This window comes from Allobosea sp. OAE752 (genome assembly GCF_050433265.1).
Taxonomy (GTDB): Bacteria; Pseudomonadota; Alphaproteobacteria; order Rhizobiales; family Beijerinckiaceae; genus Allobosea; species Allobosea spartocytisi.
In genome coordinates, this window is the sequence record NZ_JBNPXO010000005.1 from 476,639 (window position 1) to 491,723 (window position 15,085).

Consider the following 15,085-nt stretch of genomic DNA (forward strand, 5'->3'; position numbering starts at 1 on the left):
GATGGAGACACCCTCCTCCGCCCCGATGCTCGACCGGGAGACCAAGGCCAGCGAACGCCCCGGCGACCACAAGGACGAGCTCAGGCTCTGGCTGCGCCTGCTCACCTGCTCGACCCTGATCGAGACCGAGATCCGCAACCGTTTGCGTGAGGAATTCAAGACCACGCTGCCGCGCTTCGATCTGATGGCCCAGCTCGACAAGACCGCCGTCGGTATGACGGTGGGCGAGGTCTCGCAGCGATTGATGGTCTCGAACGGCAATGTCACCGCCGTCGTCGCCGGGCTGGTGACGGATGGGCTCGTCGACAAGCGCTCCGCCCCGCAGGACCGGCGCGTGCAGATCCTCACGCTGACGGCTTCGGGTCGCAAGGCCTTCCGCGCCATGGCCGAACGCCATGAAGGCTGGATCGCCGAGCTCTTCGCCGGGCTCGACCAGCCCGAGCTCGCGCAGCTCTTCCGGTTGCTCGGAGAAACCAAGACCTCGCTGCATCGTGCCATCGCGGGGCGGGCCGAAGACGCCGCCAAGGGAGATGCCTGATGGCAGAGATCGCCAATGCCACCACCTTGCCGCTGGCAGGCTTCAAGCCCGAGCATTTCGCGCTCTCCGTCTCCGGCAAGGTCGCGACGGTGACACTGAACCGGCCTGAGAAAAAGAATCCGCTGACCTTCGCAAGCTACCGCGAACTCACGGATTTCTTCCTCGCCGCGCAGAAGGAGGAAGAGGTCAAGGCGATCGTCGTGACCGGTGCCGGCGGCAATTTCTCCTCGGGCGGGGACGTCTTCGAGATCATCGGGCCGCTGGTCGCGATGGAGACCAAGGACCTGCTGAAATTCACCCGGATGACCGGCGAGCTGGTCAAGGCGATGCGCGCCTGCCCGCAGCCGATCATCGCCGCGATCGACGGCGTCTGCGCGGGAGCCGGCGCGATCGTCGCCATGGCCTCCGACCTGCGGCTCGGCACGGCCGGCAGCAAGATCGCCTTCCTGTTCAACCGCGTCGGCCTGGCCGGCTGCGACATGGGCGCCTGTGCGATGCTGCCGCGCATCATCGGCCAGGGCCGCGCCGCCGAGCTGCTCTATACCGGCCGCGTGCTCAGGGGCGAGGAAGCCGAGCGCTGGGGCTTCCTCAACCGGCTCTGCGCATCCGAGGCCGTGCTGCCGGAAGCGCAAGCCCTCGCGGCCGAGCTGGCGGACGGCCCCACCTTCGCCAACGCCATGACCAAGCGCATGCTCGAAATGGAATGGGCGATGTCGGTCGAGAGCGCCATCGAGGCCGAGGCCGTGGCGCAGGCTTTGTGCATGCAGACCGAGGATTTCGCCCGCGCCTATCATGCCTTCGCCGCGAAGCAGAAGCCGGTCTTCGAGGGCAACTGAGATGAGCGGCTCCCCTCGCCTCGGCCTCGATATCCTCGGCGACACGCTGGACTGGCCGTTCTTCGAGGATCGCCACCGCGCCTTCGCCACGGAGCTCTCCGGCTGGGCCGATTCCTATCTCGCCGATTTGCCGCATGACGATGTCGACGAGGCCTGCCGGGCGCGCGTCGCGGCCTTGGGTGCGGCTGGCTTCCTGAAGGCTGCCGTGCCGGCGGCCTATGGCGGGCTGACCGACAAGCTCGACGTGCGCACGCTCTGCCTCGCCCGCGAGATCCTGGCCGCGCATGACGGCCTCGCCGATTTTTCCTTCGCCATGCAGGGGCTCGGCACCGGCTCGATCAGCATCGCAGGCTCGGAGGCGATGAAGCAGCGCATCCTGCCGGATGTCGCGGCCGGCAAGCGCATCGCCGCCTTTGCGCTTTCAGAGAAGGAAGCGGGCTCGGACGTCGCCGCCATGGCGACGACCGCGACGCCGGACGGCAACAGCCATGTCCGTATCGATGGCGAGAAGAGCTGGATCTCCAATGGCGGCATCGCCGACCATTACATCGTCTTCGCCCGCACCGGCGAGGCGCCCGGCGCGCGCGGGCTCTCCGCCTTCCTGGTCGAAGCCGATACGCCTGGCCTCACCATTGCGGAGCGCATCGAGGTGATCGCGCCGCATCCGCTGGCGACCTTGCGCTTCGAGGGTTGCCGCGTGCCGCTCGAAAACCGCATCGGCGGGCCGGGCGAGGGCTTCAAGGTCGCGATGGCGACGCTCGACATCTTCCGCTCGACGGTCGGCGCCGCCGCGCTCGGCTTCGCCCGACGGGCGCTGCACGAGACGATTTCGCACGCCAATGGTCGCAAGCTCTTCGGTGGCACGCTCGGCGACCTCCAGCTCTCGCAGGCGGCCATCGCCGACAGCGCGGCTGAGGTCGATGCCGCCGCCCTGCTCGTCTACCGCGCCGCCTGGACCAAGGATCGCGGCGCGCCCCGCGTCACCCGGGAGGCGGCGCTGGCCAAACTCGTCGCGACGGAGAACGCCCAGAGCGTGATCGACCGAGCTGTCCAGATCCATGGCGGCCTCGGCGTCACCAAGGGCGTCAAGGTGGAGGAATTGTACCGGGAGATCAGAGCGCTGCGCATCTACGAGGGCGCCAGCGAGGTCCAGAAGGTCGTGATCGCGCGCGACCTGCTGAAATTACATGCCGAAAAGGCAGGGGAACGCAATGACAGCAACCGGATTCGCGAGATCAGGACATAAGGACAGCTTTGCGCGGGACAACCTGCCGCCGCGCGAAAGCTGGCCCGATCTCACACTTGCAGAGGCAGGGTTGGCCTATCCCGAAAGGCTGAACTGCGTCGCCGAACTGCTCGACCGGCACATCACCGAGGGACGCGGCGGACGCACCGCCGTTGTCGCCGCCGGTCTCGAGTGGAGCTATGCCGATCTCGCCGAGAAAGTGAACCGCATCGCCAATGTGCTGAGCCGTGATCTCGGAATGATCAGCGGCAACCGCGTGCTGCTGCGCGCCGGCAACACGCCGATGATGGTCGCCGCCTATCTCGCCGTCATCAAGGCCGGCGGCGTCGCGGTCGCGACCATGCCGATGCTGCGGGTGGGCGAGCTCGTCTATCCCCTGCGCAAGGCGAAGATCGCTCTGGCGCTCTGCGACCATCGGCTCACCGCCGATCTCGAAGCCGCCGGAGCGCAAGTACCGGAGCTTGCCCGCATCGTCGCCTTCGGCGGCGCGGAGAGCGAGCTGGAAGCCTTGATGGCGCAGCCGGGCTATGAGCGTTTCGAGGCCGTAGACACCGCGCGCGACGATGTCTGCCTGATCGCCTTCACCTCCGGCACGACCGGCGAGCCGAAAGGCACGATGCATTTTCATCAGGACATGCTGGCGATCTGCGACTGCTACGGCGCCTGCGTGCTGAAGGCCTCGGCCGATGACCGCTTCACCGGCTCGCCGCCGCTGGCCTTCACCTTCGGGCTCGGCGGGCTCGTGCTGTTCCCGATGCGGATCGGCGCGGCGATGGTGCTGCCCGAGAAGGCGGGCCCCGCCGATCTGATCGACGCGATCGAGCGCTACAAGGTCAGCGTCGTCTTCACCGCGCCGACCGCCTACCGCGCCATTCTCGACAAGCTCGACGGGCGCGACATCGCCTCGCTCAGGGTTTGCGTCTCGGCCGGTGAGGCCCTGCCCAAGGCGACCTTCGATGCCTGGCAGGCGCGCACCGGCATCCCGCTGATGGACGGCATCGGCGCGACCGAGATGCTGCACATCTTCATCGGCGCGCCACGCGACAGGATCAGGCCGGGCTCGACCGGAATTCCGGTGCCGGGCTACGAGGCCAAGATCGTCGACGAGGAAGGGCGCGACGTGCCGGACGGCACGCCGGGGCGGCTCGCCGTGCGCGGCCCGACCGGCTGCCGCTATCTCGCCGACCCGCGGCAGGCGAAATATGTGCTGAACGGCTGGAACATCACCGGCGACACCTATCTGCGCGATGCGGACGGCTATTTCTGGTATCAGGCGCGCTCCGACGACATGATCATCTCGGCCGGCTACAACATCGCCGGGCCAGAGGTGGAAGCCGCCCTGCTGACGCACGAGGCCGTGGCCGAATGCGGCGTCGTCGGCGCGCCCTGCCCCGAGCGCGGGCAGATCGTGAAGGCCTATATCGTGCTGCGCGAGGGCGTCATCGGCGATGCCGCCCTGGTCAAGGCCTTGCAGGAGCATGTGAAGGCCGGTATCGCGCCCTATAAATATCCGCGCGCCATCGCCTTCGTCGAAGCCCTGCCGAAGACGGCGACCGGCAAGCTGCAACGCTTCGCGCTCCGCCAGATCGCGCAAGGCGAGAGCTGACCTTTCTTCCAACAGAGCCTGAACGGCCGAAATCGAGGCGATACGCCATGTCCGACCATTCGCAATCCCGCGCCATCCTGCCCGAGGGCTGGCCGCAGCCGCGCGGCTATGCCAACGGCATGGTGGCGGAAGGCCGCGTGCTGGTCACCGGCGGCCTTGTCGGCTGGGACGCGCAGGGTGTCTTCGCCAAGGGCTTCCTCGGCCAGCTCCGCCAGACCTTCCTCAACATCAGGGCGGTGGTCGAAGCCGGCGGCGGGCGCGTCGAGGATATCGTGCGGCTGACCTGGTACGTCACGGACATTGCGACCTATCGCGCCAGCCTGAAGGAAATGGGGCCGCTCTATCGTGAAGTCTTCGGCCGGCATTTCCCGGCGATGGCCGTGGTCGCGGTCACCGCGCTGGTCGAGCCGGAGGCGTTGCTGGAGATCGAGGCAACGGCGGTGGTGGACGGCTGAGGACAACCTGCGTCAAACCGCCGCGATTCCACGGCCGAGAAGACAGCTCACGCAACGTCATTCATTAGGCATTCACCAAGATTCCGAGCGCAGAATCCGGGACGCGTCGCAAGATCGCGACGCGTCCCGGAGTATCTCCATGTCCAGTATCAGCGGGGTGGGCGGCGGCTTCCGCCCCCACCACAAACCTCCCAGCTTCGACCAGATCGACAGTAACAGCGACGGCGGCATCAGCCTCGACGAGTTCGAGAGCGCCGCCCCCAAGGGTGCCGACAGCGCCAAGAGCGAAGAGCTCTTCAAGAAGATCGACACGGACGGCGACGGCTCGATCACCAAGGCCGAGTCGGATGCGTTCAAGGACAAGGCCAAGAAGGCCGACAGCCTGCTGCAGTCCTTCCTGTTCTCACTCCAGGCGGGCGGAACGCAGAACGCCCAGACTGCCTCCGACAGCGACAGCGATAAAGACAGCAAGTCGGCTTTCGACGCGATCGACAGCGACGCCAATGGCGGGATCAGCAAGGACGAGTTCAGCGCGGCCTTCAAGGACAGCCGGCTGAACAGCGACCAGTTGAACCAGCTCTTCGGCTCGCTGGACAAGAATGGCGACGGCTCGGTCTCGCAGGACGAGGTGAAGGCCTTCCAGTCCTCGCTGCAACAATCCGGCGAGAGGCATCATCACCGGCGGCCGCCGGAAGCCTTCCAGAACGCCTCACAAGCCTATGGCAGCGCGTCGCAACTTTCGGCGCAGGGCACCACCGAAACGACCTACGCCAAGGCGGCCTGACTTCCGCCAACCGGATGCCGCCTCGCACCGTGGCAACCGCAACACTCTCGACGCCGACGGCAGAAGCCGCTGGCGCCGCTCCTCAGATCCCTGCCCCGTCCTGCAAGGTCCCGGTCGGCACCTTCCGCCAGAGCCGCATATGCAGCGCCCGCAGGCCCGGTCGCAGCAGGATGTCGCCGAAGGCGAGCGCCAGAGAGACAGGCACATTCGCCGTCAGCGCAAAGGCCGCGACGAACAACCCCGCCGTACTGAGAACGCGCCAGCTCACCGCCGCGAGCCAGGCCCTGCGGTCGGGCGTGCCCTTCCGGCCGACGATGCGAAGGACGCCGCGCTGCGCCCGTGCCAGCGCCCCGCCCTCGCCCACCGCCTGCCGGGCCTCGCCCTCGCCCGGCTCGACGAAGCCGAAGGCGACCGTCTCGTTGCTGATGCGGTCGATCAGGATGAAGCCGCCGAGCTCATGGCTGCGCGCATAGGGCAGCGAGACCAGCGGCCGGTCGAGCCGGAGCGTGACGAGGCCGATGCCGTTCATGCGCAGGCTCTGCGCCGGCAGGGGCTGGAAGCCCTCGATGTCGATGCTGTGATGCAGCGCCTCGACCGTGGCGTTGGCGCTCTGCGTCGCGAGCTTCACGAGGAACTGCCCGCCTTCGAGCATGGCGCGCTCGCCGGTCCAGAGCAGACGCGCCTTCAGCCCGCGGCTCACCGGCAGCGTCGAACCCGCGGCAGCGATCACGTCGCCGCGCGAAATGTCGATGTCGTCTTCCAGTGTCACCGTCGCGGCCTGGCCGGCGGCGATCTGGCTGGCCTCGCCGGCCGCGCCGATCAATCGCGCGATGCGGCTCGTGCGGCCGGACGGCAGCGCCACGACCGGATCGCCGACGCGGGCTCGGCCGGTGACGGGCGTGCCGGCATAGCCGCGGAAGTCGAGATCCGGGCGGTTGACCCATTGCACCGGCAGCACGAAGCCCTCGTCGCGCGGTGCGGAGGGCGCGATCGCGACGCTTTCGAGATAGGGCAGCAGCGCCGGGCCGTCATACCAGGGCATCAGGGTGGAGGGCCGCATGACGTTCTCGCCGTCACGCGCCGAGACCGGAATGAAGCGGATCGAGGCGAAGCCGAGGTTTTGCACCGCCGCGCGGTAATCGGCGGCGATCTGCTCGAAGACCGCCTCGTCATAGCCGACGAGGTCCATCTTGTTGATCGCGACCACGACATGGCGCACGCCGACCAATGAGACGATGAAGGAATGGCGGCGGGTCTGCGGCAGCAGGCCCTTGCGTGCATCGATCAGGATGATGGCGAGGTCGGCTGTCGAGGCGCCGGTCGCCATGTTGCGGGTGTATTGCTCGTGGCCGGGCGTGTCGGCGACGATGAAGCTGCGCCTGTCGGTCGCGAAATAGCGATAGGCGACATCGATGGTGATGCCCTGCTCGCGCTCGGCCGAAAGCCCATCGACGAGAAGCGCGAAATCGGGCGCCGCGCCTTGCGTGCCGAATTTGCGGGAATCGCTGTCGAGCGCGCTGAGCTGGTCGTCGAAGACCGCGCCGGCCTCGTAGAGCACACGGCCGATCAGCGTCGACTTGCCGTCATCGACCGAGCCGCAGGTGATGAAGCGCAGCAGCGAATGCTGGCCGGTTTCGGAGGCGCTGGGCGTATCATTGGCGGGGAGAAGGTTCTGAGCCGGCCTCAGTGCCTTGTTCTTCTTGGCCAGATTCCTGGCGATGGCGAAGCTCATCAGAAATAGCCTTCCTGCTTCTTCTGCTCCATCGAGCCCGAGCCGTCATGGTCGATGACGCGGCCCTGCCGCTCGGAGGATCGCGACGAGCGCATCTCGGCGATGATGTCGGTGAGGCTGGCCGCCTCGCTCTCGACAGCGCCGGTCAGCGGGTAGCAACCGAGCGTGCGGAAGCGGACCATGCGGGTCTCGACGACCTCGCCGGGGAGAAGCTCCATGCGCTCGTCGTCGCGCATGATCCAGGCGCCGTCGCGCCGGACGACCGGGCGCGGCGCGGCAAAATAGAGCGGCACGACCGGGATGTTCTCGAGCGCGATGTAGTCCCAGACATCGCGCTCGGTCCAGTTCGAGAGCGGAAACACGCGAAAGCTCTCGCCGCGATGCTTGCGGGTATTGAAGAGCTGCCAGGGCTCGGGGCGCTGGTTCTTCGGGTCCCAGCGATGCTCCGGGCTGCGCAGTGAGAAGACGCGTTCCTTGGCCCGGCTCTTCTCCTCGTCGCGGCGCGCGCCGCCGAAGGCCGCATCGAACTTGTGGAGGTCGAGCGCCTGCTTCAGTCCTTGCGTCTTCATCACGTCGGTATGGACGCGCGAGCCCGAGGCGAAGGGGCTGATTCCGGCTCTCACGCCCTCCTGGTTGATGTGGACGATGAGATCGAGCCCCAGCCGCGCCGCCGTCTCGTCGCGGAAGGCGATCATGTCGCGGAACTTCCAGGTCGTATCGACATGGAGCAGCGGGAACGGCGGCTTGGCCGGGTAGAACGCCTTCATCGCCAGATGCAGCAGGACGGCGGAATCCTTGCCGATCGAATAGAGCAGCACCGGCTTGTCCGATGTCGCCACCACCTCGCGGATGATGAAGATGGCTTCCGCCTCGAGCTTCTGGAGATGGCTGAGCTGGATCATGCGTGAGCCTCCGCCGGCGCGATTTTGGCTCGCGCCAGCTTTCCGTCCGATCCGACATGCAGGCCGCATTCCTTGGCGGCGTCGTCCTCCCACCACCAGCGCCCGGCCCGCTCGGGCTCGCCGGGCCGGATGGCGCGGGTGCAGGGCTGGCAGCCGATCGAGACGAAGCCCTGCGCGTGCAGCGGGTTGATCGGCACGTCATTCGCCTCGGCGAAGGCGAGCGTGCGCTCGCGCGACCAGTCGATCAGCGGGCTCGCCTTGACGAGGCCGCGCGCCGCATCGGCCTCCGCCAGCTTGACGCCGCCGCGCGCGGCTGACTGGTCGGCGCGCAGGCCGGTCAGCCAGGTATCGGCCCCGGCCAGAGCCCGGCCGAGCGGCTCCACCTTGCGGATGTCGCAGCAGGATTTGCGGGCGTCGCGCGAGCCGTAGAAGCCGTTGATGCCATTCTGGCGAACATAGAGCTCGACCGCGTCATGGCGCGGATAATAGGGGCGGATCAGGATGCCATAGCGCTCCTCCGTCTCCTGCCAGAGGGCGTAGACCTCCGGAAAGAGCCGGCCGGTATCGAGCGTGGCGAAGATGACGGGGAGCTTCGCGGTCGCGATGAAATGGGTCAGCACCTGATCTTCGAGGCCGAAGGAGGTGGTGAAGACGACGGGGCCGGCGGCTTGCGCGACGATGCCGGAGAGGCGCTCGGGAACGTCCGCCATGCCGAACGCCGCATCGAGCGCGGCCGCGCGGGCCGCCAGCACCGCGGTTGGCTGCGGGCTTGTCGAGGTTTCGTCCGGGCCGGGGCTTGCCGCCATCGTTCTGGCCATCTGTTCGGTAAATCGAACGCTGGATTTATACCCATGAGCCCAAAGGTTCAATTTACGGCAGGTAGCGTGTTTTTTCTTATTTCACTTCCATTGGAGAAGTTTGTTTTAGCGGACGTTGCTAGGCATTATCGGAGGGAGGCTCTGCCGCCGCCGCCTCCTCGCCGTCATCCCGGACGAGCGACGAAGTCGCGCCGATCCGGGATCCATGCCGGAGCGGTTCCGATAGAGGTTCCGGCATGGATCCCGGGTCTCGCTGCGCTCGCCCGGGATGACCGGCGCGGAGGCTGAACCGCCTGCCTCTCAGTGGAAATCCCGCGATTTCGGCAGGATGCGGACATTGCGCGGGTGGCGATGGCGCGGCAGCGGCGGATTCTTCAATTCGTCGATCGGCATCGGAACCTCGGCGCGATGCGTGTCCGAGAGCGACAGGAGATCGGCCGAGCGGTCGGCGATGCGCTGGGCCATGAGATGGGTGACGCCCTCGACGCTCTTCTGCACCCGGCCCTCGACCAGCATCAATCGCGCGCCCATCACCTCGCGGCGGAAGCGCTCGAACAACCGCGCCCAGATCACGACATTGGTGATGCCGGTCTCGTCCTCCAGCGTGACGAAGATGGCCTTGCCGTTGCCGGGGCGCTGGCGCACCAGCACGATGCCGGCCGTGCAGGCGAAGGCGGCGTCCGGCTTCCCCTCGGTCTGCGCGCAGCTCAGGATGCCCTCGCGTTGGAAGCGCGGGCGCAACAACTGCATCGGATGGCCCTTCAGCGAGAGCCGGACGGTCTGGTAGTCGGCGACGATATGCTCGGCAAGCGGCATGCTCGGCAGCGCCATCGCCCGCTCCTGTCCCAGTTCGCGGGCTTGCGCGGCCTGGAAGAGCGGCAGCGCCGCATCATCCGGCAGGCGACGCACGGCCCAGAGCGCCTCGCGCCGGTCGAGGCCGAGCGAGCGAAAGGCATCGGCATCGGCGAGCAGGCGCATGGCGCGGGCGGGAAGGCCGGCCCGGCGCATCAGTTCCTCGACGTCGCGGTAGGGGCCGCCCGCTTCCCGCGCCTCCGCAATGGCCTTGCCCCATTCATCCTTGAAGCCGTCGATCTGACGGAAGCCCAGACGCAGGGCGAAGGGGTCCCTTTTGCTCTCCTGACCCAGCCAGCCATGGTAAGAGCTCGATTCCGAAACGGCTTCCAAGCTGTTGTCCAAAAAGCTGGAATTGACATCGGCCGGCCGTGGTTCGACGCCGCCGTTCTCCTCCGCCTCCCGCACGATCTGGGCCGGCGCATAGAAGCCCATCGGCTGGGAATTCAGCAGCGCGGCAGCGAAAGCCGCCGGGTAGTGCTTCTTCAGGAAGGAGGAGATGTAGACCAGCTTGGCGAAGGAGGCGGCATGGCTCTCCGGAAAACCGTAGCTGCCGAAGCCCTTGATCTGCTCGAAACAGCGCTGGGCGAAATCGCGCTCATAACCACGCGCGACCATGCGCTCGACCATCATCGTCTCGTAATTGCCGATGGTGCCGGCATTGCGGAAGGTGGCCATCGCCTTGCGCAGGCCGTTGGCTTCGATGTCGGAGAATTTCGCGGCAACCATGGCGAGCCGCATCGCCTGTTCCTGAAAGAGCGGAACGCCTTCGGTCTTTTTCAGAACCTCATAGAGTTCATTTTTGTCTCCATGTTCCGGCGAGGGAGCCGGATAGGTCACCTCCTCGATCTTCGCCCGCCGTTTCAGATAGGGATGCACCATATTGCCCTGGATCGGGCCGGGCCGGACGATCGCGACCTGGATGACGAGATCGTAGAATTTCCGCGGCTTGAGCCGCGGCAGCATGTTCATCTGCGCGCGGCTTTCGACCTGGAAGACGCCCAGCGACTTGCCCTCGCAGAGCATGTCGTAGGTTGCTTTGTCGCCGTCGGTGAAATCGGCGAGCTGATAGGATTTTCCGCCATTGGCTGCGATCAGATCGAAGGTCTTGCGGATGCAGGTCAGCATGCCCAGCGCCAGCACATCGACCTTCATCAATTGCAACGCGTCGATGTCGTCGCGGTCCCATTCGATGAAGGTGCGGTCCGCCATCGCGGCATTGCCGATCGGCACGGTCTCGTCGAGGCGCCCGCGCGACAGCACGAAGCCGCCGACATGCTGCGAGAGATGGCGCGGATAGCCCAAGAGCCGGGTGGCGAAGTCTACGGCTCGGCGGATCGTCGGATTGGTCGGATCGAGCCCGGCCTGACGGACGCGGGCATCGCCGATCTCGCTGCCCCAGCTCCCCCAGTTCGTATCGGCGATGCGGGCGGTGACGTCCTCGGTCAGGCCCAGCACCTTGCCGGCCTCGCGAATGGCGCTGCGCGGCCGGTAATGGATCACGGTCGCGGCGATGCCGGCGCGGTGGCGGCCGTATTTCTCATAAATCCACTGGATCACCTCCTCGCGCCGCTCGTGCTCGAAATCGACGTCGATGTCGGGCGGTTCGCGACGCTCGGTGGAGATGAAGCGCTCGAACAGCACGTCGTTCTCGTCCGGGTCGACAGCGGTGATGCCGAGCACATAACAGACGGCGGAATTGGCGGCCGAGCCGCGACCTTGGCAGAGAATGCCTTTGCTGTCGGCGAACTCGACGATCTGGCGAATCGTCAGGAAATAGCGGGCATATTCGAGCTTCTCGATGAGGGCGAGTTCCTTCGCCAGCAGGCCCTGAACCTTGTCCGAAACGCCGTCGGGATAGCGGATCAGGCAGCAGCGGCGGACCAGTTCCACCAGCCAGTCCTGATCCTTCCAGCCGGGCGGGATCGGCTCGTCGGGGTATTCGTATTTGAGCTGGCCGAGATCGAATTCGATGCGGGAGAACAGGGTTTGCGTCTCGGCGATAGCCTCGGGCGCATCCCTGAAAAGACGGGCCATTTCCTGCGGCAGCTTGAGATGGCGCTCGGCATTGGATTCGAGCAACCGCCCGGCCCGCTCGATGGTGACGCCCTCGCGGATGCAGGTGAGCACGTCCTGCAGATCGCGCTGCGCGATGGAATCGTAGAGCGCGTCATTGCTCGCGATCAGCGGGGTGCGGGTCGCGGCAGCGATGGCCTTGAGCCGCGCGAGGCGGCGGCGATCGTCGCCGCGCCGGTGCATGCTGGCAGCAAGCCAGACCGCGCCGGGCGCGGCCTCGTCGAGCCGGGCGAGCACTTCAGGGAGCCCATCGAGCCTGCGGCCCGGCATCAGGATCAGCAGCAGGTCGCGGGCATCGTTCAGGAGATCGTCGAGGACGAGGTGGCATTCGCCCTTCTTCACGCCGTCCTTGCGATTGCCGTGGCTGAGCAAACGGCAGAGCCGGCCCCAGCCTTCGCGATTGGCCGGGTAGATGACGATGTCGGGCGTGCCGTCGGCGAAGACGAGACGGGTGCCGGTCGCGAGCTTGAAGCGCTCCGCCAGCGCCTTCATCTCCTCGGGCTTGATGGGCAGGTCTGAGAAATCCGGGTTCTCGATCCAGACATATTCGCCGGGGCTGCCGCCTTCGCGGATTTTCTCGGGCGCCGGCAAGCCATCCTCGCGCAACTGCCTCAACGCCGCCCAGGCGCGCACGACGCCCGCCACCGTGTTGCGGTCGGCGATGCCGATGCCGGCATATCCGAGCAGCAGCGCCGTCAGCACCATGTTCGGCCCCGGCGAGGCACCGCGCAGGAAGGAAAAATTTGTCGCCGCAACAGGTTCGGCGAAAGGGCTGACAGACTGATTCATGCGAAGAGCCCGTGCAGGAACCAGCGCGGCGGCGCGCTCTCGGCCTCGTAGAATCCGGTGCGGTAAAGCCAGAAGCGACGCCCTTGCGCATCCTCGACGCGGTAATAATCGCGCATCGGTTCGTCCGAACCGTCGCGCCACCATTCGGGCGCGATCCGCTCCGGGCCTTCGGCGCGAGCGACGTCGTGGATGAGGCGCCGCCAGCGGAAACGGATCGGCGGTCCATCCGGCACTTCCGCGATCGCCTCGACGGGTTGGGGCGGCTCGAAGAGCTGGAGCGGGCGGGCCGGGGGCTCCTGCGGCTCGGGTGCGGGCCAGGCCGCTTCCGGCATGGGCGCAGCGGCCGAGAGCGCCTTTGCCGCGCGGACGGGGTGATGGGTGTCCTGCGCCGCGAAGCGCAGCACCCGGTCGCGACCGAAGCGGGTGACGAGCCGGTCGACGAGATCGGCCACCGCCTCCTCCTCCACCGCGCGGCCGTCGAGGCTGTGCTGCTGCGTGTTGAGCGGCTCGCAGACCGGCACGGCGAGTTTGATGGCATCGAAACCGAAGCCGGGATCGAGCGGGTCGGCCAGGGTCTCGATGCGCTCGCGATAGAGCCGCAACAAAGCCTTGGCGTCGCGCGAGGGCCGGCCGGTCTCGATGACGAGGCGGCGAACCGTGCCGTCGCTGCGGAAGAAGCCGAGCTCGAAGGCGCGCCCGCCTTCACCGCGCGCCTCCAGCACCCGCGCCGCCTCCCCGATCAGCCGGACGACCACTGCCTCGAGGCTCGCCGTATCGGCGAAGGGTTCGGGGAAATGACGCTCGACCACGCAGTCCGGCGGTGGACGCAAGGGGGTGATGCGGCGATCCTCATGGCCGAGGATGCGCCGGAGCTTCACCGCCAGCGCCTCGCCGAAGCGGGCGGAGAGGGTTTCCGAGGGGCGCGCGGCGACATCGGCCAGGGTCTTCAGCCCGGCTCGGGAAAGAGCGATCACGGTCTCGGGCTCCGCCTCCAGCGCGGCGACCGGCAGCAGGCGCAGCACCGCTTCGTCCCGTCCCGGTGGGATGATGCCGCGCGGTCCGAAGCGGGAACAGGCGCGTGCGGCCTCGGGCGTGCCGGCGATGGCGGCTTGCAGGCTCAAGCCCGATCGATCCATCACCTGCCACACGAGATCGAGCATCCCCGCCTCGCCGCCGAAGAGATGGGCGCAGCCGGTGACGTCGAGCGTGAGGCCGTGCGGCTCGTCGCGCGCAACCAGCGGGGTGAAGCGGTCGCAGAAGGTGGCGACCTCATCGAGGAAGGCCCGATCCGCCTGCGGTTCGGCTTCCAGCGCGACGAGATCGGGAATGCGGGCGCGGGCATCGGCCAGCGTCATGGCCCGCGTCAGGCCGAGGCGGACGGCGCGCCGGTCGCAATCGGCGAGGCGCAAGGCGTTGCCCTGCATCTCGACGAGGACATGGGGCTTCTCAGCCGGCGCGCCGAAGGCCGGAATCCGGCCCAGCCGCCGCAGCCTGTCCGTCGCCAGATAGGGAAACCAGAGGGCGAGATAGCGGCGGGACATCGTTCCTGCGGGGGATGAGCCTGTCGGATCGGTCAAAGACGGTTCGGTTCTCGAAAGCGCATCGGTCACGGTTCCACTCCACACGCCACTCACGCTCTGCCGCATCGCCGCGCACGCCGCCGCGATGGCGCAGCAACCTCAAGGCGAAGGCCGGGGCGCCCGGCGCATTCGCCTCCAGCGCCCGCGAGGCCAGCGGCACGACCTGCCAGCGCGTCCGCGCCGCGCTCGGCGCTTCCGCCGCCGCGACGCGCAGGAGCAGGGTCGCCACGCCGGAACCCTCGGCCGCGAGCGCAAGCCGCCGGCTCGCGGTCAGGTCGAAGGCGCGCGGCTCGCCCCAGGGCTCGATCAGCACGGCGCCGAGCGCCGGACAGCGCGCTCCCTCGGCGCCGGCCCGCAACACGCCCAGGGCGTCGCGTGCCCGCACCAGCAGAAGCCGGGCGGGATCGAGGCCGAGTTCGTTCAGCCCCGGCGCATGCAAACGGCCGGTCTCGGCATCAACGAAATCCTGCCGCACCCAGAGGATCGGCCGCGCAGCGTCGTCTCCCGCCTCCCCTTGCGCCGCCCGCAGAGCCAGCCCGAGCGCAAAGCCCGTGGCGGCAGCGAGATCGGCGGTGCCGGCGGCGTAGACTTCATGCAGCGCTGCCCGTTCGAGCCCGCCGGACAGGGCCGCATCGATCTCCGTGGCGCCGAGGCTCACCTTGCCCGCCGCAGCCGGCCCCGATCGCAAGGCCGCCTCGGCGAGGCTGCGGCGCAGATCGGACAAGGCTGGCGAGATGGCGTTCTGCATGGGCGACAAAGCAATTGTTCACTCTTTGTTCTTTTATAGAACGTCGCGCGGTGGAAGGCGAGTCGAGTCTCCCGTTTCGGTAGTGGACCGCTGACAGCGGGTGGCACAGAAAAGTTTTCGGCT

12 protein-coding genes are annotated in these 15,085 nt (G+C 67.5%); 6 read left to right on the top strand and 6 right to left on the bottom strand.

Annotated elements, in window-relative coordinates; all coding sequences use genetic code 11:
- Nucleotide 1: 1 nt before the first annotated feature.
- The 6 genes from GGC47_RS16475 to GGC47_RS16500 all read left to right on the top strand — a co-directional run bounded on the left by GGC47_RS16475 (nucleotide 2) and on the right by GGC47_RS16500 (nucleotide 5,465).
- Nucleotides 2-538, top strand: coding sequence for a MarR family winged helix-turn-helix transcriptional regulator (locus GGC47_RS16475; protein ID WP_370954150.1), 537 nt, complete (start codon nucleotides 2-4; stop codon nucleotides 536-538).
- Complete coding sequence (locus GGC47_RS16480) at nucleotides 538-1,374, top strand: enoyl-CoA hydratase family protein (RefSeq protein ID WP_142020746.1); 837 nt, start codon at nucleotides 538-540, stop codon at nucleotides 1,372-1,374. The genes GGC47_RS16475 and GGC47_RS16480 overlap by 1 nt, the downstream gene beginning before the upstream one ends.
- A 1-nt stretch (nucleotide 1,375) precedes the next feature.
- Nucleotides 1,376-2,620: an acyl-CoA dehydrogenase family protein gene (locus GGC47_RS16485; RefSeq protein ID WP_142020745.1), complete on the top strand. Its 1,245-nt coding sequence runs from the start codon at nucleotides 1,376-1,378 to the stop codon at nucleotides 2,618-2,620.
- Nucleotides 2,586-4,226, top strand: a complete 1,641-nt coding sequence (locus GGC47_RS16490; protein WP_370954148.1) for a benzoate-CoA ligase family protein — start codon at nucleotides 2,586-2,588, stop codon at nucleotides 4,224-4,226. Before GGC47_RS16485 ends, GGC47_RS16490 begins: the two co-directional genes overlap by 35 nt.
- A gap of 47 nt (nucleotides 4,227-4,273) precedes the next feature.
- Nucleotides 4,274-4,681: a RidA family protein gene (locus GGC47_RS16495; RefSeq protein ID WP_142020743.1), complete on the top strand. Its 408-nt coding sequence runs from the start codon at nucleotides 4,274-4,276 to the stop codon at nucleotides 4,679-4,681.
- Between the two features lie 139 nt (nucleotides 4,682-4,820).
- Nucleotides 4,821-5,465, top strand: coding sequence for an EF-hand domain-containing protein (locus GGC47_RS16500; protein ID WP_142020742.1), 645 nt, complete (start codon nucleotides 4,821-4,823; stop codon nucleotides 5,463-5,465).
- 82 nt (nucleotides 5,466-5,547) lie between these two features.
- Here GGC47_RS16500 and GGC47_RS16505 read toward each other — a convergent pair whose 3' ends face one another.
- The 6 genes from GGC47_RS16505 to GGC47_RS16530 all read right to left on the bottom strand — a co-directional run bounded on the left by GGC47_RS16505 (nucleotide 5,548) and on the right by GGC47_RS16530 (nucleotide 14,962).
- Complete coding sequence (locus GGC47_RS16505) at nucleotides 5,548-7,197, bottom strand: GTP-binding protein (RefSeq protein WP_429068526.1); 1,650 nt, start codon at nucleotides 7,195-7,197, stop codon at nucleotides 5,548-5,550.
- A complete protein-coding gene (gene cysD, locus GGC47_RS16510; RefSeq protein WP_112761913.1) occupies nucleotides 7,197-8,099 on the bottom strand; it encodes a sulfate adenylyltransferase subunit CysD in 903 nt (300 codons plus the stop codon). Before cysD ends, GGC47_RS16505 begins: the two co-directional genes overlap by 1 nt.
- Nucleotides 8,096-8,905 carry a phosphoadenylyl-sulfate reductase gene (locus tag GGC47_RS16515; protein ID WP_142021052.1) on the bottom strand — a complete coding sequence of 270 codons (810 nt, stop codon included), beginning with the start codon at nucleotides 8,903-8,905 and terminating at the stop codon, nucleotides 8,096-8,098. Before GGC47_RS16515 ends, cysD begins: the two co-directional genes overlap by 4 nt.
- Before the next feature lie 312 nt (nucleotides 8,906-9,217).
- Nucleotides 9,218-12,634, bottom strand: coding sequence for an error-prone DNA polymerase (locus GGC47_RS16520; RefSeq protein ID WP_429068527.1), 3,417 nt, complete (start codon nucleotides 12,632-12,634; stop codon nucleotides 9,218-9,220).
- Nucleotides 12,631-14,175 carry a Y-family DNA polymerase gene (locus GGC47_RS16525; RefSeq protein ID WP_142020739.1) on the bottom strand — a complete coding sequence of 515 codons (1,545 nt, stop codon included), beginning with the start codon at nucleotides 14,173-14,175 and terminating at the stop codon, nucleotides 12,631-12,633. The genes GGC47_RS16520 and GGC47_RS16525 overlap by 4 nt, the downstream gene beginning before the upstream one ends.
- A complete protein-coding gene (locus GGC47_RS16530; RefSeq protein WP_210245584.1) occupies nucleotides 14,081-14,962 on the bottom strand; it encodes an ImuA family protein in 882 nt (293 codons plus the stop codon). The genes GGC47_RS16525 and GGC47_RS16530 overlap by 95 nt, the downstream gene beginning before the upstream one ends.
- Between the last annotated feature and the right edge of the window lie 123 nt (nucleotides 14,963-15,085).